19 protein-coding genes, 1 rRNA gene and 1 pseudogene (1 of these 21 running past the window's edge) are annotated in these 21,521 nt (G+C 57.8%); 14 read left to right on the top strand and 7 right to left on the bottom strand.

Features of this window, described 5'->3' with window-relative positions:
* The 7 genes from GXP70_RS26710 to GXP70_RS26680 form a co-directional block, all read left to right on the top strand.
* Nucleotides 1-2,438: ribosomal RNA gene (locus GXP70_RS26710) — 23S ribosomal RNA — on the top strand (it extends 488 nt beyond the left edge of the window).
* A gap of 298 nt (nt 2,439-2,736) precedes the next feature.
* Nucleotides 2,737-3,663: an ABC transporter permease gene (locus GXP70_RS26705; RefSeq protein WP_162359622.1), complete on the top strand. Its 927-nt coding sequence runs from the start codon at nt 2,737-2,739 to the stop codon at nt 3,661-3,663.
* Nucleotides 3,664-3,771: 108 nt separating this feature from the next.
* Nucleotides 3,772-4,656 carry a carbohydrate ABC transporter permease gene (locus GXP70_RS26700; protein WP_162359621.1) on the top strand — a complete coding sequence of 295 codons (885 nt, stop codon included), beginning with the start codon at nt 3,772-3,774 and terminating at the stop codon, nt 4,654-4,656.
* 57 nt (nt 4,657-4,713) lie between these two features.
* Complete coding sequence (locus GXP70_RS26695) at nt 4,714-6,309, top strand: DUF3502 domain-containing protein (protein WP_162359620.1); 1,596 nt, start codon at nt 4,714-4,716, stop codon at nt 6,307-6,309.
* Nucleotides 6,310-6,548: 239 nt separating this feature from the next.
* Nucleotides 6,549-7,772 carry an enolase C-terminal domain-like protein gene (locus GXP70_RS26690; RefSeq protein WP_162359619.1) on the top strand — a complete coding sequence of 408 codons (1,224 nt, stop codon included), beginning with the start codon at nt 6,549-6,551 and terminating at the stop codon, nt 7,770-7,772.
* Nucleotides 7,773-7,839: 67 nt separating this feature from the next.
* Nucleotides 7,840-8,688 carry an NAD-dependent epimerase/dehydratase family protein gene (locus tag GXP70_RS26685; protein ID WP_162359618.1) on the top strand — a complete coding sequence of 283 codons (849 nt, stop codon included), beginning with the start codon at nt 7,840-7,842 and terminating at the stop codon, nt 8,686-8,688.
* A 373-nt stretch (nt 8,689-9,061) separates the two neighbouring features.
* Nucleotides 9,062-9,718 (top strand): FusB/FusC family EF-G-binding protein, encoded by a 657-nt coding sequence (locus GXP70_RS26680; RefSeq protein WP_162359617.1) that lies wholly within the window; start codon nt 9,062-9,064, stop codon nt 9,716-9,718.
* Nucleotides 9,719-9,940: 222 nt separating this feature from the next.
* Here GXP70_RS26680 and leuB read toward each other — a convergent pair whose 3' ends face one another.
* The 4 genes from leuB to GXP70_RS26660 all read right to left on the bottom strand — a co-directional run bounded on the left by leuB (nt 9,941) and on the right by GXP70_RS26660 (nt 13,500).
* Nucleotides 9,941-11,038: a 3-isopropylmalate dehydrogenase gene (gene leuB / locus GXP70_RS26675; RefSeq protein WP_162359616.1), complete on the bottom strand. Its 1,098-nt coding sequence runs from the start codon at nt 11,036-11,038 to the stop codon at nt 9,941-9,943.
* Between the two features lie 139 nt (nt 11,039-11,177).
* Complete coding sequence (locus GXP70_RS26670) at nt 11,178-11,711, bottom strand: GNAT family N-acetyltransferase (RefSeq protein WP_162359615.1); 534 nt, start codon at nt 11,709-11,711, stop codon at nt 11,178-11,180.
* Between the two features lie 29 nt (nt 11,712-11,740).
* Nucleotides 11,741-12,628: an aminoglycoside phosphotransferase family protein gene (locus tag GXP70_RS26665; protein ID WP_162359614.1), complete on the bottom strand. Its 888-nt coding sequence runs from the start codon at nt 12,626-12,628 to the stop codon at nt 11,741-11,743.
* On the bottom strand, nt 12,625-13,500 hold the full coding sequence (locus tag GXP70_RS26660) for a LysR family transcriptional regulator (RefSeq protein ID WP_162359613.1): 876 nt from the start codon (nt 13,498-13,500) through the stop codon (nt 12,625-12,627). Before GXP70_RS26660 ends, GXP70_RS26665 begins: the two co-directional genes overlap by 4 nt.
* Before the next feature lie 109 nt (nt 13,501-13,609).
* On the opposite strand from GXP70_RS26660, the pseudogene GXP70_RS26655 reads away from it, so the two are divergent.
* The 6 genes and pseudogenes from GXP70_RS26655 to GXP70_RS26635 all read left to right on the top strand — a co-directional run.
* Nucleotides 13,610-13,909, top strand: a pseudogene (locus GXP70_RS26655) (tautomerase family protein); the annotation flags it as partial.
* A 75-nt stretch (nt 13,910-13,984) separates the two neighbouring features.
* Nucleotides 13,985-14,356, top strand: a complete 372-nt coding sequence (locus GXP70_RS29645; RefSeq protein ID WP_192043511.1) for a carboxymuconolactone decarboxylase family protein — start codon at nt 13,985-13,987, stop codon at nt 14,354-14,356.
* A 109-nt stretch (nt 14,357-14,465) separates the two neighbouring features.
* Nucleotides 14,466-14,963, top strand: coding sequence for a GNAT family N-acetyltransferase (locus GXP70_RS26650; RefSeq protein WP_162359612.1), 498 nt, complete (start codon nt 14,466-14,468; stop codon nt 14,961-14,963).
* On the top strand, nt 14,960-15,490 hold the full coding sequence (locus tag GXP70_RS26645) for a DinB family protein (RefSeq protein ID WP_162359611.1): 531 nt from the start codon (nt 14,960-14,962) through the stop codon (nt 15,488-15,490). The genes GXP70_RS26650 and GXP70_RS26645 overlap by 4 nt, the downstream gene beginning before the upstream one ends.
* Before the next feature lie 294 nt (nt 15,491-15,784).
* Nucleotides 15,785-16,258, top strand: a complete 474-nt coding sequence (locus tag GXP70_RS26640; RefSeq protein WP_162359610.1) for an NUDIX hydrolase — start codon at nt 15,785-15,787, stop codon at nt 16,256-16,258.
* A gap of 14 nt (nt 16,259-16,272) precedes the next feature.
* Nucleotides 16,273-16,917 (top strand): HAD-IA family hydrolase, encoded by a 645-nt coding sequence (locus GXP70_RS26635; protein WP_162359609.1) that lies wholly within the window; start codon nt 16,273-16,275, stop codon nt 16,915-16,917.
* A 329-nt stretch (nt 16,918-17,246) separates the two neighbouring features.
* Here GXP70_RS26635 and GXP70_RS26630 read toward each other — a convergent pair whose 3' ends face one another.
* The 3 genes from GXP70_RS26630 to pepT all read right to left on the bottom strand — a co-directional run bounded on the left by GXP70_RS26630 (nt 17,247) and on the right by pepT (nt 19,550).
* Nucleotides 17,247-17,555 carry a hypothetical protein gene (locus tag GXP70_RS26630; RefSeq protein WP_162359608.1) on the bottom strand — a complete coding sequence of 103 codons (309 nt, stop codon included), beginning with the start codon at nt 17,553-17,555 and terminating at the stop codon, nt 17,247-17,249.
* Nucleotides 17,556-17,971: 416 nt separating this feature from the next.
* Nucleotides 17,972-18,190 (bottom strand): hypothetical protein, encoded by a 219-nt coding sequence (locus GXP70_RS26625; RefSeq protein WP_162359607.1) that lies wholly within the window; start codon nt 18,188-18,190, stop codon nt 17,972-17,974.
* A 121-nt stretch (nt 18,191-18,311) separates the two neighbouring features.
* Nucleotides 18,312-19,550, bottom strand: a complete 1,239-nt coding sequence (gene pepT / locus GXP70_RS26620) for a peptidase T (protein ID WP_162360698.1) — start codon at nt 19,548-19,550, stop codon at nt 18,312-18,314.
* Nucleotides 19,551-19,778: 228 nt separating this feature from the next.
* On the opposite strand from pepT, the gene GXP70_RS26615 reads away from it, so the two are divergent.
* On the top strand, nt 19,779-21,509 hold the full coding sequence (locus GXP70_RS26615) for an ABC transporter ATP-binding protein (RefSeq protein WP_162359606.1): 1,731 nt from the start codon (nt 19,779-19,781) through the stop codon (nt 21,507-21,509).
* Nucleotides 21,510-21,521: the final 12 nt, after the last annotated feature.

Raw genomic sequence — 21,521 nt, 5'->3', positions numbered from 1 at the left:
GACCGATAGCGAAGCAGTACCGTGAGGGAAAGGTGAAAAGCACCGCGGAAGCGGAGTGAAACAGAACCTGAAACCGTGCGCTTACAAGAAGTCAGAGCCCAATATAGGGGTGATGGCGTGCCTTTTGTAGAATGAACCGGCGAGTTACGTTCCCAAGCAAGGTTAAGGTGAAGAGCCGGAGCCGCAGCGAAAGCGAGTCTGAATAGGGCGACATAGTTTGTGGACGTAGACCCGAAACCGTGTGATCTACCCCTGTCCAGGGTGAAGGTGCGGTAACACGCACTGGAGGCCCGAACCCACGAATGTTGAAAAATTCGGGGATGAGGTGGGGGTAGCGGAGAAATTCCAATCGAACTCGGAGATAGCTGGTTCTCCCCGAAATAGCTTTAGGGCTAGCCTCGGTGTCAAGAGTCGTGGAGGTAGAGCACTGATTGGGTGCGGGGCCCGCCAAGGGTTACCAAGTCCAGTCAAACTCCGAATGCCATGTACTTATAACCGGGAGTCAGACAGTGAGTGCTAAGATCCATTGTCAAGAGGGAAACAGCCCAGACCATCAGCTAAGGTCCCCAAGTGTGTGTTAAGTGGGAAAGGATGTGGAGTTGCAAAGACAACCAGGATGTTGGCTTAGAAGCAGCCACCATTTAAAGAGTGCGTAATAGCTCACTGGTCGAGTGACTCTGCGCCGAAAATGTAACGGGGCTAAACACACCACCGAAGCTATGGCTTGATGCTTTGCATCAGGGGTAGGGGAGCGTTGAATGTACGTTGAAGTCAGACCGTAAGGACTGGTGGAGCGCATTCAAGTGAGAATGCCGGTATGAGTAACGAAAAGACAAGTGAGAATCTTGTCCGCCGTAAGCCTAAGGGTTCCTGAGGAAGGTTCGTCCGCTCAGGGTAAGTCGGGACCTAAGGCGAGGCCGAAAGGCGTAGTCGAAGGACAACAGGTTGATATTCCTGTACCACCGTAAGCCGTTACGAGCAATGGGGTGACGCAGAAGGATAGTGACGCGGGCTGATGGATGCCCGTCCAAGCAGTGAGGCTGATGCGTAGGCAAATCCGCGCATCGTAAGGCTGGGCTGTGATGGGGAGCGAAAATTGCAGTAGCGAAGGTCATGCGTTCAGGCTGCCAAGAAAAGCCTCTAGCCAGGCGAAGGTGCCCGTACCGCAAACCGACACAGGTAGGCGAGCAGAGTATGCTAAGGCGCTCGGAAGAACTCTCGTTAAGGAACTCGGCAAAATGACCCCGTAACTTCGGGAGAAGGGGTGCCTCGGTAGGGTGAATAGCCCGAGGGGGCCGCAGTGAAAAGGCCCAAGCGACTGTTTAGCAAAAACACAGGTCTGTGCGAAGCCGTAAGGCGAAGTATACGGGCTGACGCCTGCCCGGTGCTGGAAGGTTAAGGGGAGTGGTTAGGGGCAACCCGAAGCTATGAACCGAAGCCCCAGTAAACGGCGGCCGTAACTATAACGGTCCTAAGGTAGCGAAATTCCTTGTCAGGTAAATTCTGACCCGCACGAATGGCGTAACGACTTGGGCGCTGTCTCAACGAGAGATCCGGTGAAATTTTAATACCTGTGAAGATGCAGGTTACCCGCGACAAGACGGAAAGACCCCATGGAGCTTTACTGCAGCTTGATATTGGACTTTGGTACGATCTGTACAGGATAGGTGGGAGCCTAGGAAGCCGGAGCGCCAGCTTCGGTGGAGGCATCGTTGGGATACCACCCTGATCGTATCGGAGTTCTAACCTGGTACCGTGATCCGGTACAGGGACCGTGTCAGGTGGGCAGTTTGACTGGGGCGGTCGCCTCCTAAAATGTAACGGAGGCGCCCAAAGGTTCCCTCAGAATGGTTGGAAATCATTCGTAGCGTGCAAAGGCATAAGGGAGCTTGACTGCGAGACCTACAAGTCGAGCAGGGACGAAAGTCGGGCTTAGTGATCCGGTGGTACCGCATGGAAGGGCCATCGCTCAACGGATAAAAGCTACCCTGGGGATAACAGGCTTATCTCCCCCAAGAGTCCACATCGACGGGGAGGTTTGGCACCTCGATGTCGGCTCATCGCATCCTGGGGCTGAAGTAGGTCCCAAGGGTTGGGCTGTTCGCCCATTAAAGCGGTACGCGAGCTGGGTTCAGAACGTCGTGAGACAGTTCGGTCCCTATCTGTCGTGGGCGTAGGAAATTTGAGAGGAGCTGTCCTTAGTACGAGAGGACCGGGATGGACGCACCGCTGGTGTACCAGTTGTTCCGCCAGGAGCACCGCTGGGTAGCCAAGTGCGGACGGGATAAGCGCTGAAAGCATCTAAGCGTGAAGCCCCCCTCAAGATGAGATTTCCCAGTATGTAAGACCCCTTGAAGACGACGAGGTTGATAGGTTCGAGGTGGAAGCGCAGCAATGCGTGGAGCTGACGAATACTAATCGGTCGAGGGCTTATCCAAAAGCATGCTCATCATCAGCTAATGAAAGACCTTCGCAAAGGTTCGTATCCAGTTTTCAGGGTGCAACGCGCACTAGTGAAAATCCCCTCCCGCCGGGAGGTTTTTTATTTGAGGGCTGTCCATCGTCATGAACGTGACGAACGGGACGGCCCTTTTTGATTTTCATTACCGGAAGCGCTTTCATAGCAGCTCCCGGAATAGGCCAATCCTGTACCGCAAAGGATAAGATCCGCTCATAGAACCGACGGAGCCGCTCCCTTATCATTAAGGTATCACGAAAGAGAAGGAGAATAGGCTCATGAAACGTAACGGAGTCCTTCGCGAGCTCGTGCGGAACCGCCAATTGCTGCTCATGTTTCTGCCCGTCGCGACGCTGCTCTTCCTGTTCAATTACTTGCCTTTGTCGGGGCTGGTCATTCCGTTCAAGAACTTCGACTTTACCAAAGGGATCTGGGGCAGCGATTGGATGCACCCGCTGCTCGACAATTTCGATTACCTGCTTTCCTCGGATGCGGCGTACCGGGCGATTCGCAACACGTTGTTGCTCAATGCCTTGTTCATCTTCGTCGGCCTCGTCTTCGAAGTCGGTTTCGCGCTGATGCTGAACGAGCTGCGGAACAAATATTTCAAACGGATCACGCAATCGCTCACGTTCCTGCCGTTCTTTATTTCCTGGATTGTCGTCGGCGTGTTCGCGTACAACCTGCTGAACTTCGAGAACGGCGCGCTCAACCGGGTATTCGAATGGTTCGGGCTCGAGAGCGTCGACTTCTATAACAAGGCCAGCTGGTGGCCGGTTATTCTGACGATTGCGGTGCGCTGGAAAATGACGGGCTACGGCACGATCGTGTACTTGGCCGCACTGACGTCGATCGATAGCTCGTATTATGAGGCGGCGTCGATCGACGGCGCTACCCGCTGGCAGCAGATGCGCTACATCAGCCTTCCGATGCTGAAGCCGACGATCATCATTCTGACGCTGCTGGCGATCGGACGAATCATGAATGCGGATTTCGGCATGTTCTACGCAATGGTCGGGGATGCTTCGATGCTGTATCCGACGACGGACGTCATCGACACGCTGGTGTACCGGAGCTTGCGCAAGTCCGGCGATATCGGGATGGCTTCCGCAGCGGGCTTCCTGCAGTCGATCGTATCGTTCGTGCTCATTATCGCCAGCAACTATGCGGCGCGCAAGGTAGACAGGGATTCCGCGATTTTCTAAGCCTTCTTCGCGAAGGTTTGAAGCAGAGGCGGCTGCTATCGCCGCGCACAGCGGCGCGCACATAGCTCCACGCCCGACCACATCTTACAAGCAAGGAGGCACCGACCGATGGTTGCCAAGAGATTTTCGTTCAGCCAAGCGTTCATCATGCTCGTCATCGGATTATTCAGCTTGGGCTGCCTGCTCCCGTTCGTGATGGTCATCTCGGGGTCGCTCAGCACGGAGAATGACATCGTGAACTACGGCTATGCGCTTATTCCCAGACATATTACCCTCGATTCCTACCGGATTCTGATTCTGGGCTCCAACCGGATCGTGGATGCTTACGGCATCAGCATTCTTGTCACGGTCGTAGGGACGATTCTCTCCCTGATCGTCAACAGCATGGGCGCTTACGTCATGGCAAGGCGGTCGTTCAAATACCGCAATATCCTGTCCGTCTACGTGATTCTGACGATGCTGTTCAGCGGCGGTCTTGTACCGTGGTACATCATTTGCGTGCATTACCTGCATTTGAAGGATACGCTCTGGGCGATGATTCTGCCTCCGATGGCGAACGCGTTCAACATGTTCCTCATCCGCAACTTCATGCAATCGATCCCGGAGGATCTGTACGAATCCGCCAAAATGGACGGGGCCAGCGAGTTTCGCATTTTCTCCCAGCTCATTACGCCGTTGTCCGTTCCCGTGCTGGCGACGATCGGCTTGTTCTCGGCACTCGGCTATTGGAACGACTGGTTCCTCAGCTTGATGTTCGTGGATAAGCAGGAGCTGCAACCGCTCCAGCTGCTGCTGCGAACGCTCATATCGAACGTGGATTTCCTGCGCAACACCAGCAACGCGGCGGCGATGCAGCGCATTATGCCGCAAATTCCGTCCGAATCGATGAAGATGGCGCTGACCGTCGTCACCATCGGCCCGATCGTCTTCCTGTATCCGTTCCTGCAGCGGTATTTCGTCAAGGGACTGATGGTCGGCGCGGTGAAGGGCTGACTATACCGGCTTCGGCTGTATAGCGATATAATCAACTCATTAGGGGAGAGGATTTACATGAGGCAAAGAAAAGCAAGAATTCCGATGCTGCTCACCGGCATGATGCTGTTCTCGGCGATGCTGGCGGCATGCGGCGGCAATAATGGCGGCAGCGGCAACGGCGGCGGTACAAGCAATGCCGGCAATGCAAGCAATAGCGGGAATACGAGCAGCGCCGGAACGAACGACGGCGGCAACGCGGCCAAGGAGGAGGAAGTGACGCTCAAGTTTTATTTTGGCGGCGACAAGAAGGCGGCGACCGACGAGGTATGGTCCGCAATCAGCGACTACGTCAAGAGCAAGGGCTTGAACGTGAAGTTCAACATTAATTTCATCCCGTTCACCGACTTCAAGGACAAAATGCTCGTTATGGCTGCTTCCGGCGATAATTGGGATATGAATTTCGACGGCGACTGGCTGTCCTATAAGCAAATGGCGGCGAAGGGCTCCTACATGTCGCTGAACGAGCTGCTTCCGAAATTCGCGCCGAATCTGTACAGCAAATATCAAGAGCAAGGCACGCTGTCCGCGGCGACGGTCAACGGCCAAATCGTCGGCCTGCCATGGACGATGAAGATGAATCAGCGGCTGTACGCCGGATGGCGCTCCGATCTGACGGAGAAGGCGGGCATCCCGGTCGCGAAGGATTCCATCAAGACGATCGATGACGTCGACAGCCTCCTCCATCAGTTGAAGCAAGCGTATCCGAACGAGAAGCTGTACCGTTCGACGCCGCTGCCGATCTATATGATCCGCGACGAGTGGGTCGACCTCAACTTCCACGGCCTCGGTTTCTACCTGAACGATCCGAAGCTGACCGTGCAGCCGGTCGAGCAGCAGCCGTTCTACCTGGAAGCGGTCAAGCGCGCCAAGTCGTGGTACGACGACAAGCTCATCAACCGCGATGCGATGATCGACAAGGAAGACGGCGCCGCCGAATGGCGCAACGGCAAGACGCTTCTGACGCAAACGTCGCATGAATGGGCGAACGCGGATCCCGGCTTCTCCGACCCGTCCTTCAAAGCCGAGTTCTCCTTGCTCTATCCGGACAAGAAGCAGGTCAACCGTACGCCGCTGGCGAACGTCGTGGCCATTAACCGCAACTCCAAGCACGCCGACCGCGTCCTTCGCTTCCTTGATCTGGTCGAGACGGATCAGAAGTTGTACGATTTGCTGCAATACGGCATCGAAGGCAAGACGTATGCCTTGGACGGCGAAACGGCGATTTATCCGGACGGCATGGACACGACGACGAGCAACTACATGGAGTGGGGCGGCCAATGGGCGTTCTGGAAGCCGCAATTCATGCGTCCGACCTCGACGTATCCGAAAGACTTCTGGGTGCACGAAGCGGAATTCGCCGCTGAGCCGGAGAATGTGAACTCCCCGGTAGACGGCCTGTTCATCGCCGAGGACAAAATGAAGAACGAGCTTGCCAAACGCGATCAAGCGTCGGACGAGACGAGCAAACCGATGGAATTCGGCATCGTCAAGGATCCGGACAAAGAAGTGAACGCGTATATCGAGAAGCAGAAGAACAACGGACTCGATAAGATTTTGGCGGAAACGCAAAAGCAAATCGACGCTTATCTGGCTACGCAATCGAACAAGTAAGGATTCGCCGGTAATCGGCGTGATCAGGAACAGAACAAGCCGCCCCGTCCTCGCGAAGCTTCGGCGAGCCGACGAGGGGCGGCTTCGCTGTCTCTATCGCTGGCTTCATGCCGGGTGCGGAGAACTTCGGCCGCCCGGGAAGAGGAATTACGCAAGGAACGACGAAAGGTATTCACAGTCGATCGTCAGCGGCATGATCGTGCTTCGGTTGATTATTCTGGGGGAAGAGGTGCATACGAATGGCGAAAATCACGGGGATCAAATGCATCCGCACGCGAAAAAACGGCACGTGGACCATCGTGAAAGTGATGACGGATCAGGATGGGCTGTACGGCATCGGTTCGGCGAACGACTGTTATAACCCGGAGGCGGTCGTGCAGGTCATCGAGCAGCTGCTCGCGCCGCAGCTGATCGGCAGGGATACCGGGAACATCGAAGATATGTGGCAGACGATGCAGCTCAGCTCATACTGGCGGAACGGGTCGATCCTGCAGACCGCGATCGGCGGCATCGATGTCGCGCTGTGGGATATTAAAGGCAAAGAGGCGGGGCTGCCGATCTATGCGCTGCTCGGCGGCGCATGCCGCGCGGCCGTTCCATGCTACGGGCACGCGGGCGGACGCGATATCGCGGAGCTGAAAGAAGAAGTGCAGCGCTACCTGGAGCAAGGATACACGGTCATCCGCGCACAGCTCGGCGGTTACGGCGGCGGCGGGTTCATCCCGCGCGGCCAGGCGAATGTACCGGAAGGCGCATGGGCGAAAGAAGCGGTCTTCGACGAGCACGCCTACGTGCAGGCGATTCCCGCGATGTTCGAGCAGCTGCGGGTCGCTTTCGGATCGGACGTGCAGTTTACGCATGACGTGCACGAGCATCTCTCGCCGATTAACGCCATCAAGCTGTCGAAGCGTCTCGAGCCGTACGATCTGTTCTTCCTGGAGGACGTGCTGCCGCCCGAGCAGCTTGCCTGGTATCGCCAGCTGCGCCAGCAGAGCGCGACCCCGCAGGCGGTCGGGGAGCTGTTCACGAACCCGCAGGAGTGGACGACGCTGATCACGGAGCGGCTGATCGATTTTATCCGGGTGCGGATTTCCAAGGTCGGGGGCATTAGCGCGGGACGCAAAATCGCGACGCTCGCGGAGGCGTTCGGCGTCCGCACCGCTTGGCAGGAGGGCGGGGAGAACGATCCCGTCAATCAGGCGGCGGCGGTTCATCTGGACATGGCCGTCTGGAACTTCGGCATCCAGGAGATCAATCATTTCACGGCGGAAGAACGCGAGGCGTTCCCGGGGCTCGTCGAGCGCAGGGGAGGCTATCTGTACGTGTCCGGCAAGCCGGGACTCGGTCTCGACTTCGACGAGGAGAAGGCGCTGCTGCTGACCGGCGACGATTGGAACCGCAAGAGCTACCACCAGCCGTATACGCTCGACCGCAAAGCGGACGGCACGCTGGTACGGCCTTGATCCGCTTAATGGCCGAATTGGACAAGACCGTGAACATAAACATAAACGAAGGAGTGGATCCCACAACATGCAAACGATAGCGGTCACCGGAGGAAGCGGCAAGCTCGGCCAGTACGTCATACGCGAGCTTGTCCGCCAGCAATATCGCGTTATCTCGCTGGACCAGAAGCAGGCGGCAGGCCTCCCCTGCCGGCAAATCGTCGTCGATATGAATGATTTCGGCCAAGTGGCGGGCGCGCTGCAGGGCGCGGACGCCATCATTCATTTGGCCGCGATTCCGTCGCCGAACGGATTTCCGCATCAGACGATCTTCACCAATAACGTCGTGGGCGGGTTTAATATTCTGGAAGCCGCGTCCATGCTCGGCATTCGAAGGGTCGTCATGGGCTCCAGCACGTCGAGCTACGGGTTCGCTTGGGCGCTTGAGCCGTTCGCGCCGAACTATTTCCCGATCGACGAGGCGCATCCGCATCTTGCCCAGGAAGGCTACGGGCTGTCGAAGACGTTGAACGAGCTTACGGCGGAGATGTTCCACCGCAGGAACGGGATGCAGGTCGTCAGCCTGCGTTTCTCGCTGATCGCGGCGCCGGATGAATACGAGCGGATGAAGGACAGCATCGGCAGCAAGGCGGATTTTGCCAAAATCCTGTGGAGCTATATCGATATCCGCGATGCCGTCAGCGCATGCATCGCATCGCTCCATGCGGACGTGGACGGCGCGATCGCGCTGAACATTACCGGCGACGATACGCTCAGCGCGTTCGATACGTCCGAGCTGCTCCGGGAATGCTACCCGGAGGTGACCGATTTGCGGTCGGAGATGACAGGGCGGGAGCCGCTGTTCAGCAATCGGCTCGCGAAGGAAACGCTGAACTGGCGGCCGGAGCACTTCTGGTCGGCGGAATTGCAGGGTTAAGATGCGCAGCCGCGCGTGAAACGATAAGCCGCAGGTTCGTTGCTCGGGCAACCGGCCTGCGGCTTTATCGTTAGCTTCGAGAACGGGAACCCGCGCCGCAGACGGCGAATGAAGCAGGATTCAGCCGGAAAATCGATGCGGCGGGCTGCCGGATAAGGTATAATGGTTGCATTCCCGGAAGAGGAGGGTGATACGGATGGCAGTCAGAGATTGCCGGATTGGAACGGCGCTATGCAAAGCCTGATTAGGGGGCGATACTTTGCATGGGCTGGCCAATTCCTATCGCCGGCAGCATAGAACGCAACGATCGTTTTCTAATAGATGGCTTTGCCCTTATGGATGGAACCACTATACCAATAAGGAGCTGACGTCCATGTGCGATCAACCATTTATTAGAAATCATGACTATAACTTTATTCAGAAGCAGGCAGACTACGTGCTGCATGCGCTTCGAACGGTCGGCGATCCCAAAATCGTGGCATCCGTCCGATCGGACGCGCAGGCCAAGGCGGTGGATTTGTTCCCGGACGTAACGGATCATCGGAGAACGATACTGGAATCGATCGCGGATGTGAAGTCGGCCGAAGACGTCCAGCAGTATATGCGAGGGCTCGAGCCGTACCGGATCGCGTACCCGCCGATTACGGGCAAGCAGATCCAAGGGCTGTTCCCGAAGAACAAGAAGCTGAAGCTGCCCGATCTCGCGCAAATCGATTTCCGCCGCGTATCTTACCTGAGCTGGACCGATATCGCGACCAATAAAATGTTCCTCGTGTACCCGGCAGGCGACGGGTTCGTCGGCTTGGAAGGCCGGTTCACGGCGAGCAGCAAGAAGAGCTATTGCTTCGCATGCAACCGTCTGGAAGACGTGGTGTTGTTCTCGGCGAACTTCAAGAAGAAGCCCGCGAACGCGTCGCCCGACTATTACAAGACGGTCGGCAACTATATTTGCGCGAACGGCGAAATCTGCAATAAGAACATCGCCGGTACGGCTTCGTTGGAGCAATTCATCGAAGCGGTTCTCGGCTAGACCGGGAACGCATAAGGGAAGGGAGGCGGCTTGCATGGCCGCCTCTTTCTTATGCCCGCATGTCCGGACGCTTACAGACAGACGCCAATGACTACGAGTTGGTCCACTACGAAGAAAACGGCGTCCACGCTTGCAGGCAATCGAAAGATACATCCGATGCCCGATCAGAGTGCCCGCGGCAAGCATCGTTACACCGCGGATGGCGATAAGGGGCCGGCGCCCCTAATCTCCTCGATCGAGCATGCCGGCGATCCGATCGCCCATCTCGCTTGTTCCGAGCAGCAGGCGAGGATCGTCTTCGCCGGTGAAGATGTCCCGGGTACGGAAGCCCGATTCCAGCGTTCGTCTGACTGCGCGCTCAATACGCGCGGCTTCGGTTACGCAATGAAAGGTGTGGTTGAACATCAAGGCGATGCATAGGATCGCGCTGATCGGATTGGCGATATTCCGCCCGGCGATGCTTGGCGCGGAGCCATGAATCGGTTCGTACAGCCCGAAGGCGGAATCTCCGAGGCTTGCCGACGGGAACAACCCGATGGAGCCCTGCAATACGGAGGCTTCGTCGGATAGAATATCGCCGAAGAGGTTGCTCGTCAGAATCACGTCGAACTGCCGGGGATTCATGATTAACTGCATGGCCGCATGATCGACATGCATATAGTCGTTCTCGATGCCGGGGTAGGAAGCGGCGACCTGATTGACGACTTCTCTCCACAGCACGCTGCTTTTCAATACGTTCGACTTCGCGACTAATGTCACTTTCCGCTTGCGTTTCGATGCGAGTTCGAATGCTTTGATCGCGATCCTTCGTATCTCCGACTCCGAGTAAGCCTCCGTATCCGCGAATACGCGCTCGTTATTCAGCATTCGCTCCTTCTTCTCGCCGAAGTAAATGCCGGACGTCAGTTCACGCACGATCAACACATCGACGTTACGAACGATCCGTTCCTTGACCGGGGACAGATGCATCAGCGGCTCCCAAACCTTCGTCTCCCTGAGGTTGGCATACAGGCGAAAATGCTTGCGAAGAGGCAGGATGGCGCCTTGTTCCACGCCCGACCACTTCGGATGATGCAATTCCTCCGGCGGCCCGCCGAACGGCCCTTTGAGCAGCGCGTGGCATTGCCCGGCTAGCGCCAAGGTGGACGGCGGGAGATGGCAGCCGTATCGGTCATATGCCGTTCCGCTTGCTTCCAGAGGAACGATTTCGACTGCATGATTGTAGAGCGCGGCCGCTTTCTTTAAGATTTTGACAGCTTCTTGCATGATTTCTGGCCCGATAAAGTCGCCTTCGAGCACGCCTATGATTTTCTTGGACATCGCCGTCACCCCTTGGTTCGGAATTCATCGTTAATGAAATCCTAATCCAGACGGACGAATTGCGGAAATACATATTATGGATAAACGAAATAGTTCAAACGTATAAGCGCTCGTTACGATGATGCCGGGGGCAGCTGCCTTACAATTGAAACTCCAATTGATAATCCCTTGGGTCATTGTCGTATAAGGCCTGATTGAGCTCTGCGGCTTCGGTGCAGCCGATCGCCCTATAGAACGCGATGGTTTCCTCGGCGGACCCTGCGCAAATATATAGTTTATCCGCCTGCCAAGCCCGGGCGATATCGGCGGCGGACGCAAACAGCCGCTTGCCGATTCCTTGATTGCGGCGCTCGAGCGAGACGAAGAGCTGATCGAGCAGAACGTAGGCATGCTGCCCGCCAAACGGCTCGCGATTCACGGCTGCGAATCCGATTAATCGGCCGTCCGCATCGAATGCGCCAGCCGCTTCGCCTTCATTAGCTACCGTCGCGCGCAGTCGGTTGAAATGACTCTCGTATCCTTCGGGCCAATCGGGATCCAGGTAATGAATATCGACAAGACGGCGTACGCCGTCCACTTCTCTCCATGCCCGCTCGATGAATTGCGATGGATTCATCTCCTTGATTCGATCGCAATCATCAAGAACGAGTTTCCTGTACGTCACTTGTACCATCTGCTGCCTCCTTGCGGGATCAGGTGAGTTTATAAACGCTTATAATCCTCGATAATGACATCGATCACGCGCTTGCCCCAATTGGCCGCCTCCGAACCTTGAGGATTCCAATCGTAGGTGATCAAGGCCTTCCACAACGCCCAGCCGCGTGCACGGCGGGTCGTATTCTCGCCCAAACCCATACAGTCCAGGAACCGTTGTCGGCTTGGCGCATCGAAGAAATTCCAGGCCATGACCAGGTCGCTTGAAGGATCGCCCACGCCCATGGTGCCGAAATCGATGACGCCGCTCAGTCTTCCGCCGCTGACGAGCAAGTTCCCGACGGCCACGTCTCCATGCACCCAGACCGGGGCCGACGCGTAGTCGGCCGCAAGCGCCAGCTCCCACATCTCGGCTAGCAGCCTTGCATCATACATGCCGGAGAGCTTGTCGATGACCAGCCGCGTATCCGAATCGTACACGGACAAATCGCCGCCGCGGTGGAAGTTTTGGACGCCTGCGGGAACGCCGCCGGCCGCATCGATCGCCTCAAGCTCATGGAGGAAAGCCGCCAGATCCTCCGCCAATTGGTTCAAATCGCCGACGTTGGCATGCGTGATCGTATCGCCCTCGATCCACCGGTTGACCGACCAAGGGAGCGGGAACGCTTCAGTCGGCCGCCCCTTCGCGAGCGGAGCGGGAATCGGCAAGGTAAGCTGCGGCTGGAAGATAGGCAGCCAAGCCGTCTCCTTGTCTACCGCCGAAGCGTATCGCTCGTGGCTGGGCAGCCGGACGGTCATCTCGCCGCCCAGCCTGAACGTGCGGTTGTCATGGCCGCTGCGCTCCACCGGTCTTAATGCCAGATGGCCCCACTCGGGAAACTGGCTGTCGATGAGTCCGCGTACAAGGTCCGTCGTAATGTCGAGTTGATCCGTCATACGTGAAATTCCTCCTTGATGGCGTTTTGAAATAATCGCATGGATGATTCGGCCGGCTCGCTGCGGCCGCGCAGCTGCAGAAGGCCGATGGGAATGGGCGGCATCTCCAGCTGCGCGTCGATCCGCTCGACCTCCGGAATTAACGGCGTGGATGCCAGCACGACGCCGACGGCATGCGTGTGTTGAACGAAATAGGGAATGGCGGAGATTCGGCTAACGGTATGCAGCAGCGGAGACGCCTTATACCGGGACAGCTGCTGCATGAGCTGCAAATAGTAGAGACAAGTTCTCCCTCCCGCGATGACCGGGTAGTTCAGGAGGTCGGAGAAGGAAACCTCGGTTCTACGGTGCAGCGGATGTTCGCGGTCCGCGATGAAGACGGTGCGCTCCCGGCCGAGCGGCTCGAAATAAAAGGCGGCCGGGTCGGAAGGCTCGCCGCAGACGGCAAAATCGAGTTCGTCGTCGAGCAGCGCCTGCGTCAAATTATCGGTGTTGCCCGCGACGAACCGGCAGGCCATGCGCGGCTTCTGCCGTTCGAATTTGCGCAGCGCGCGGGGCAATACGGCGTCGATCGCGGTTTCGATGCCGCCGATGCGCAGCAGGCCGATCTCGTCGTGCTCCAGCGCCCGGGCCAGCTCGGCGACGCCGTTCCAATGCTGCAGCAGGCTGTCCACCTCTGCCGCGAACAGCTGGCCGGCGCCGGTCAATTGCGCGTCCCAGCCCCTCTTGAAGAGCTGCACGCCAAGCTCCTTCTCGAGCCGCCGGATTTGATTCGTGATGGTCGACTGCGCGTAGTTCAATTTCTCCGCCGCGCGGGAGAACGTGCCTTCTTGCACGATCGTTTGGAAGGCCGTTAGTTCCTTGAGGTCCATTTCGTCACCTTAATCGATAGAATTGATGGAGTTGATGATTTTATTCCATTATATAAATGAAACGGCGTGAAGTACAATAAGATCATTCAGAAGCAAGGAGTGATCCAGCATGCCTTTCATTCGCGTCAGCTATATGGAACAGCAATACGATGCCGATCAATTGGCCCGAATCAGCGAAACGATCATGGAGGCTTTAGTTCGGCATTTCCATGTGCCGGCGGACGATTGGTTCCAGGTGTTCCACGCCCACAAGCGAGAAGAATTCTACTACAGCGGCACGTATTTGGATGTGAGACGAAGCGACGGACTCCTGTTCATTCAAGTGACGTGCAAGTCGGGCAGATCGGCGGACCGGAAGAAGCGGCTGTACGAGACGTTGGCCCGTACATTGTCCGAACGGCTTCCCATGCGGCAGGAAGACGTATTCGTCGTGCTCGTGGATACGGAATTCGAGGATTGGTCGTTCGGCAGCGGAATCGCGCAGATGCTTGAGCGTACGGGAAGGGAGGGGCGGCCGGCGGAGCAGCGCTCCCTTGCATCCGGCGCGAGAGAGGCGTACGGCGACATTGCGCCGGCATTCGTCCGCTACTCGGAGGAAGTGCTGTTCGGGGACGCTTGGCGGAGAGAGGAGCTGTCGCTGCGGGACCGCAGCCTGATCACGGTCGCGGCGCTCGTGGCGGGAGGGATGACCGAGCAGCTCCCGTATCATCTGCGCTTGGCCATGGAGAACGGGCTGGCACCGGAGGAATTGACGGAAGCCGTCACGCATCTCGCCTTCTATGCCGGGTGGCCTCGCGCGGCTGCTGCGCTCACGGCAGCGAAAGAGGTGCTCGGGAAGCAAGCTTTGCCAGGATAAATTGATTTATAATCAATCCTTCGCTTCCAAATTCCCGTGTAAAAGGTTAAGTTTAGTAGCATAGCGGATTTCTCGGCTGTCAGTTCATATTCGGGGAGTGGGTGCTCCATTGCGGATCATCTCGACGAAAGAGATCGGCGCAAGCGCGTTGAACCGCTTCTTCCTGTCACGCTGGGGAAGCCCCCGAATCGTCAGCGTTAGCGGCGTCTATTATGGCGCCGAGCTGGATGGATTCCTTGCGTTGAATGAAGAAGGCGCCATCGTCGGACTGTGCACGTATGTAATGTACGGCGAAGACTGCGAAGTCATTACGATCGATAGCGTGGAAGAGAACCAAGGGATCGGGACGGCTCTGCTGCGGCGCGCGGAGCAGGAAGCATGCGCAAACGGCTGCCGCTGCATGCGGTTGATTACGACGAACGACAATCTGCATGCCCTCGGATTCTATCAGAAGCGGGGCTACAGGCTTGTTGAAGTGTTCCCTTATGCCGTTGACCGGGCAAGGGCCATCAAGCCCGAGATCCCTCTCGTTGCCGACAACGGCATCCCGATCCGGGATGAGATCCTGCTGCGGAAGGACATTCATGAAGAGGAGACCGAGCCATGATGGATAGCGATCGGATTTACCTTATCGCGGATATGCCCGGCTACGCGCCGCAGGTCGGCCGGCTGCTCTCGATGATGAATTACGCGAGACATACGACGCTGGAAGCGGTGCAGCACCTGAACCGGCAGCAGCTGGACTATTTGCTGGATGCGCGCAGCAATTCGATCGGAGCGCTGCTGCTGCATTTCGCGGCCGTGGAATACGCCTACCAGGTCTCGACGTTCGAGGATCGGGGACTGAACGAAGAGGAGCTGGCGGAGTGGGGAACCGCGCTCGACCTGGGCGACGCCGGCCGGGAGCGAATTAACGGCCATGACCTGGATTATTATCTCGGCAAGCTGGAAGCCGTCAGGAACCGCACCTATGACCTGTTCCGGTCGGTCGACGATCGCTGGCTGTACGAGCAGGAGGAATTCTGGTACGGTAAACAAGCGAACCGGTATTTCATGTGGTTCCATGTATTCGAGGACGAGATCAATCATCGCGGGCAGATCCGCTTGATCCGCAGCCGGCTGCCGAAGGAATGAAGCAGCGGCTGCCGTATCGTTCGCGCCGCGAGGCGCGATCGACGATAAGCATCGCCGAATAACAAGCGTGGCCGAAACACGACCGGTTGCTGGGACAGCAGCCGATCGTGTTTTTGTTAGGGATGAAGGGGACAAGCGTAGATTGCGGCAAGAAAAATATTCCATTTTTAAGCAGGGTTGGTTTCGTTGCATCGCGAATTGGGTAGATGTGGAAAGCGTTGGGCGCGATCGCACTTTGTGCCGAGGCGATAGAACAGGACGGCTTTGCAGAGGAACGCATGGAGGTGAAGAGGCTTGGCGGTAGTCAGAGTGTTCGTGAGGGATGACCGCGACCGCGTGCTTCTTGTACAGACAAGGCACAAGCATATGGACGGTCATTACTGGATCGTGCCCGGCGGCATGATCGAAGAAGGCGAATATAGCAGAGACGCGGCGATTCGCGAGGTGCAGGAGGAAACAGGCCTGCGGATTACGATCAAGCGTTTGGTTTGGGTCGAGGAAAGCAAGAACGACGAGGGGAGAATCGGATCGATTTACTATTTTGTGGCGGAGGCCGCGAATGGAGCGCCAATCGTAGGCTATGATCCGGAGCTGCCGGAGAACGGGCAGAAGATCATCGATGTCGCGTACAAAAGCAGGGACGAGATCCAGCGATTAGAGAAGGTGTATCCCGAGATTATGAAGCATGACGATTTCTGGGCGATCATGGAAGCGGACGCGCATGATCCTTACGTAACCAGACCGAGCAGGGGATTCGGACATGATTGAAGGGAGTGCGCCTGATGAGAGAATACGTGATATTTGATTTCGACGGAACGATCGTGCAGTCCAAAATGCTGGCCATCCGGTTGTTCAATGAACTGGCCGCGAAGTACGGAGGCCGGCAAATCGAAGAAGCGGAGATTCCGCGCTTGTCCGGGCTCTCCATTCCGGACCGGTTGAAGGCGCTGCAAGTGCCGCTCTACAAGATGCCCCCGCTGGTGTTGGAAGGAAAGCGCCGCTACCGGGACGAGCTGCCGGGCTTGCAGCCTGCGCCCGGCATGCGCGAGGTTTTCGCTCGGCTCAAGAACCACGGGTATAAGCTGGGCATTCTCTCGTCCAATACGATGGACAATATCCAAACCTTTCTCGCGCAGCATGAACTGGCCGGCTTCGACTTCGTTCATTCCTCGACCAACATGTTCGGCAAGGACAAGGCGATCCGCAAAATGGCGCGCAGCGCGGGCTTCGGCCTCGATCAAATGATCTATGTCGGCGACGAGCTCCGCGACGTGCAGGCATGCCGGAAGGTCGACGTACCGATCATTGCCGTTACCTGGGGGCTCGATTCGGCGAAACTGCTGGCCCAAGCCGGGCCGGACTACCTGTGTCATTCCGCCGCGGAGCTGGAGGCGATTATTCTGGCAGGAAGCGGGAAGCGCGGGTAGCGCGGGTGCGATGCGGCGAGTGTCGCGATAAGTAGGGGTTGATGCGTGTCAGGGAAGGAAGCACGGGTGCGATGCGGGGAGTGTCGCGATAAGGGGGGGATTAATGCGCGTAAGGAAGGAAGCGCGGGCAGCTAGGGATCCCGCGAGTGAGGGAGCCTTGCATCCGTGCCGGTGCAAGGGGCTATCGTGCAAATGGCCTTGCAGGCGTTCGTGCGAACGCAAAACAAAAGAGCTGCCGAAGTCGAATTCGGCAGCTCTTTGTGATGTTTGCACGGGCAGCACGGATAGGTAGCATACCTGCCGATGACAAGCATTGCGCGAGCGGGCATTTACGATTTCTCGCGTTGAGGTCCCTTGGCAAGCTGCTGCTCAAGCGCGGCTTTCTTCGCGGCTGCCTGCTTGTCGAGGTCGGCCAATGCGCGCGCCGCGGCTTTGATCTCTTCGTTGTGTTTGTTCACGCGCGTCAATTTGCTGCTCAGATCGTTCGAAGACTGACTTAACTTCATGTCTCTTTGCAGCTGTTTGATCTTGGCTTGCGCCTTGTGCTGCTTCTGCTTCAGGCTGCCGGCTCTGCTCTCCAGGTCAGCGATGTCGCGCTGCAGCTGGGCGATAACGGCTTTCGTGAAATTAATGGACATCCATGCACCTCGGAATCGTGATGTTGCTGCCGGGTCGTGCTGGCAGGAATTCGCAGTGTGACGGTCCGAACCGGCCGCAAAAGCTGCCCAGCGGCAGGAATTCGCGGCGTGACGGTCCGAACCGGCCGCAAAAGCTGCCCAGCGCAGGAATTTACTGTGTGACGGGCCGAACCGGCCGCAAAAGCTGCCCAGCGGCAGGAATTTACTGTGTGACGGGCCGAACCGGCCGCAAAAGCTGCCCAGCGCAGGGATTCGCGGCGTGACGGGCCGAATCGTCCGCAAAAGCTGCCCGGCGGCAGGAATTTACTGTGTGACGGTCCGAAACGGCTTGGTCAGAGGCGGGAAAAGTTGCTCGAACAGCAACTTTACCGGCATTTTGCTGGTCAGAGGCAGGGAAAGTTGCTCGAACAGCAACTTTACTGGCATTTTTGCTGGTCAGAGGCGGGAAAAGTTGCCCATATAGCAACTTTACCGGCATTTTTGTCGGTCTGACGCAAATAAAGTTGCTCGTGTAGCAACTTTTCGGCTTTTCGCCATTCTGCGGCCAGTTGTGTAAGGCTCTTTGCAAGGCTACTGCGAACCGGCCGCAAAAGCTGCCCTGCGGCAGAAATTGGCGGCGTGGCGAGCTGAGCCATCCTCAAAAGCTGCCGTGGCAGCAGGAATTCGCGCTTTGCCAGGCCGATCGACCCTGCCCACTAAGCCGAACCGGCCGGCCTCTCCTCCAGCGCAGCCGTGCCACCGCCAGCCCGCCGAAGCCTACTGCCCCCGCTGCTCGTACAGCCGGGCGATCTGCACGATCGTTGCCGTGGCTTTGGCCATCGTCTCGAGCGAGACATACTCGAACTTGCCGTGGAAGTTCTCCCCGCCGGCGAAAATATTCGGCGTCGGCAAACCCATATACGACAGCTGCGACCCGTCCGTGCCGCCGCGGATCGGCTTGACGATCGGCGCGATGCCGAGGTTCGTCATCGCTTCGTGAGCGATGTCGACGATGAACTTGACCGGCTCGATTTTCTCGCCCATGTTGTAATATTGGTCCTTCATCTCCAGCACGATGCGCGATTCTCCGTACGTCTGGCGGAATTCGGCGACGATGGATTCCATCGTCGCTTTGCGGTGCGCGAAATTCGCTTTGTCGTGGTCGCGGATGATGTACACGAGCTTCGTCAGCTCCGTGTTGCCCTGGATCGAAATCAAATGATAGAACCCCTCGTACCCTTCGGTGAACTCGGGCGCCTCGCCGGCAGGCAGGCGGTTGTGCAGCGCCATGGCGATTTTGGAGGAGTGGACCATCTTGTTCTTCGCGGTGCCGGGATGCACGTTCACGCCCTTGATCGTCACGACCGCCTGGGCGGCATTGAAGCTCTCGTATTCGAGCTCGCCGAGCGGGCCGCCGTCCATCGTATACGCGTAGTCCGCGCCGAACGCAGCGACGTCGAACTTATGCGCGCCGCGTCCGATTTCCTCGTCCGGCGTGAAAGCAACGCGGATGCGGCCGTGCTTGATCTTGGGATGCTGCACGAGGTACGCCATGGCGGTGACGATCTCGGTGATGCCCGCTTTGTCGTCGGCGCCGAGCAGCGTCGTGCCGTCCGTGGTGACGAGCGTCTGGCCGACATAACCGGCCAGCTCCGGGAACTCGCGCGGCGACAGCACGATGCCAAGCGCCTCGTTCAACACGATATCGCCGCCGTCGTACCGCTCGACGATCCGGCGTTTGACGCCGTCGCCCGTGAAGTCCGTCGCGGTATCCATATGGGAGATGAAGCCGATCGTCGGCACGTCGCCCCGGTCCGTATTCGCCGGAAGCGTCGCCATGACATAGCCGTTCCCGTCCAGCGTGACCTCTTCGAGGCCGATCGCCTTCAGTTCGCGTTCGAGCAGGCGCGCGAGGTTCCATTGCCCTTCCGTGGAGGGGCAGGTTTCGCTGTCGTCATCGGATTGCGTGTTGATTTCTATGTAGGAGGTAAACCGTTTCAGCAGCTCGTCTTTCAAGGCATCTTCATTCATCGTTTTATTCATCCTTCTCACGCTCCTTGGCGTTTTCATTTCAATCCTATAGTAACACAAGTTATAATAGGACGTATAAGAGCGGCGCAGGGGCGATTCAAAGGACGGTCAGATGGAAGGCTGGCCGGCCCGTCCGGCTGCGACACCGTTACAAGGCTACGCGGTAACAAGGCAATCGTAAGCACCCTACTAATCGGCAAGGGAGTCCTGAGCTTGAGTTATTTGAAGCCTTACTTTCGCCGCTTCGGCAAGCCTTTCGCGGTGGCGATCCTGTTCCTGACGTTCGAGGCGCTGTGCGATCTCCTCCAGCCGACGCTCATGTCGCGCATTATCGATGTGGGAGTTAAAAACAAGGACCTCGATTACGTCGTCCGCTTCGGCGGATTCATGCTGCTCGTGACCGCGGGCGGCGCGGTGGCGGCGACGCTGCGCAACATTATTTCCAGCCATGTGTCGCTGAATTTCGGAACGCGGCTGCGCTCGGATCTGTTCCGGCAAGTCCAGACGCTGAGCTTCGACAACATCGATAAATTCGACCGCGCCTCGCTCGTCACCCGGCTTACCAACGACGTCACCCAGTTGCAAAACTTCACGAACGGCTTGATGCGGATTTTCGTCAAATCGCCGCTCGTCTGCATCGGCAGCTTGATCATGGCGGTCCGGCTGAACCCTCCGCTGTCGCTCGTGCTCGCCGTCGTCGTCCCCATGGTGGCGGTGCTGATCGTCTTCAACATGCGGATCGGCTTCCCGCTGTTCGCCAGGGTACAGAAGGCGCTCGACCGCCTGAACGGCATCTCGCGCGAATACCTCTCCGGCGTTCGCGTGGTGAAAGCGTTTAACCGGTTCCAATACGAGAGCGACAAATTCGCAGGCGTCAACCGTTCGTTCCAGGACATCTCGTCGCGCGCCATGCGGATGGGGGCGATTTTCAGCCCGAGCATTATGCTGACGGTCAATTTCGGCATCGCCGCGGTCATCTGGATCGGGGGCGTTCGCGTCGATCAAGGCCATATGCAGGTCGGGCATATCATCGCCTTCATCAACTACATGACGCAGATTCTGTTCTCGCTGCTCATGATTTCCAACGTCTTCAACATGTTCGTCCGGGCCAAAGCGTCCTCGGAGCGCATCGCCGAGGTGTTCGCGGAGCGCGACGCCATGACGTGGAGCGACAAGGCGCCGCAAGCGTCCGGAGACGTCGGAAGCGTCGACTTCCGCAACGTATCGTTCGCCTACGGCGGCACGGAATCCGTGCTCCGCGACGTGAATTTCAGCTGCCGGCCGGGCGAAACGATCGGCATCATCGGCTCTACGGGGTCCGGGAAAAGCACGCTCGTCAGCCTGATCCCGAGATTCTATGACGCCGCGTCGGGCGCCGTAATCGTAGACGGGACGGATGTCCGGCTGGTCGATCCGAAGCGGCTGCGGGAGCGGATCGCGATCGTGCCGCAGAAGACGGTGCTGTTTACCGGCACGATCCGGGAGAACCTGCTCTGGGGCAAGGAGGACGCCTCGGAGGAAGAGATGCTGCACGCGGCGAGAATGGCGCAGGCTTACGAGTTCATCGAAGCGACTCCGGAAGGCTTCGATACGAGGCTCGGGCAAGGCGGCGTCAACCTGTCGGGCGGCCAGAAGCAGCGGCTGTCCATCGCAAGGGCGCTCGTGCGCAAGCCGTCCATCCTCATTCTGGACGATTGCACGAGCGCGGTCGACGCGAAGACGGAGTCGCGGATCAAGGCGGCTTTGCGCGAGTATGCCCAAGGGCTGACCTGCCTGCTGATCGCGCAGCGCATCACGTCCGTCATGGACGCCGACCGGATCGTCGTGCTCGACAACGGGGAAATCGTCGGCTCCGGCACGCATGACGAATTGCTGCGGGATTGCCGGGCGTATCAGGAAATATACCGGTCGCAAACCGGCAAGGAGGCGAAGGCGAATGTCTGACCGCGGCGAGAA

Origin of the sequence: Paenibacillus lycopersici, from assembly GCF_010119935.1 — a bacterium.
GTDB lineage: Bacteria > Bacillota > Bacilli > Paenibacillales > Paenibacillaceae > Paenibacillus_Z > Paenibacillus_Z lycopersici.
Note: the sequence above shows the minus strand (reverse complement) of the source record. Positions and strands in the feature narration are given on the sequence as shown.

Coding starts and splice junctions, on each gene's coding strand:
- GXP70_RS26665 (WP_162359614.1), bottom strand. CDS start 12,628: ATGACGGATCAACTCGACATTACGACGGACCTTGTACGCGGACTCATC.
- GXP70_RS26670 (WP_162359615.1), bottom strand. CDS start 11,711: ATGGTACAAGTGACGTACAGGAAACTCGTTCTTGATGATTGCGATCGA.
- GXP70_RS26690 (WP_162359619.1), top strand. CDS start 6,549: ATGGCGAAAATCACGGGGATCAAATGCATCCGCACGCGAAAAAACGGC.
- GXP70_RS26645 (WP_162359611.1), top strand. CDS start 14,960: ATGATGGATAGCGATCGGATTTACCTTATCGCGGATATGCCCGGCTAC.
- GXP70_RS26630 (WP_162359608.1), bottom strand. CDS start 17,555: ATGTCCATTAATTTCACGAAAGCCGTTATCGCCCAGCTGCAGCGCGAC.
- GXP70_RS26685 (WP_162359618.1), top strand. CDS start 7,840: ATGCAAACGATAGCGGTCACCGGAGGAAGCGGCAAGCTCGGCCAGTAC.
- GXP70_RS26695 (WP_162359620.1), top strand. CDS start 4,714: ATGAGGCAAAGAAAAGCAAGAATTCCGATGCTGCTCACCGGCATGATG.
- GXP70_RS26660 (WP_162359613.1), bottom strand. CDS start 13,500: ATGGACCTCAAGGAACTAACGGCCTTCCAAACGATCGTGCAAGAAGGC.
- GXP70_RS26680 (WP_162359617.1), top strand. CDS start 9,062: ATGTGCGATCAACCATTTATTAGAAATCATGACTATAACTTTATTCAG.
- GXP70_RS29645 (WP_192043511.1), top strand. CDS start 13,985: ATGCTTGAGCGTACGGGAAGGGAGGGGCGGCCGGCGGAGCAGCGCTCC.
- GXP70_RS26700 (WP_162359621.1), top strand. CDS start 3,772: ATGGTTGCCAAGAGATTTTCGTTCAGCCAAGCGTTCATCATGCTCGTC.
- GXP70_RS26635 (WP_162359609.1), top strand. CDS start 16,273: ATGAGAGAATACGTGATATTTGATTTCGACGGAACGATCGTGCAGTCC.
- GXP70_RS26705 (WP_162359622.1), top strand. CDS start 2,737: ATGAAACGTAACGGAGTCCTTCGCGAGCTCGTGCGGAACCGCCAATTG.
- leuB (WP_162359616.1), bottom strand. CDS start 11,038: ATGTCCAAGAAAATCATAGGCGTGCTCGAAGGCGACTTTATCGGGCCA.
- GXP70_RS26625 (WP_162359607.1), bottom strand. CDS start 18,190: ATGGCTCAGCTCGCCACGCCGCCAATTTCTGCCGCAGGGCAGCTTTTG.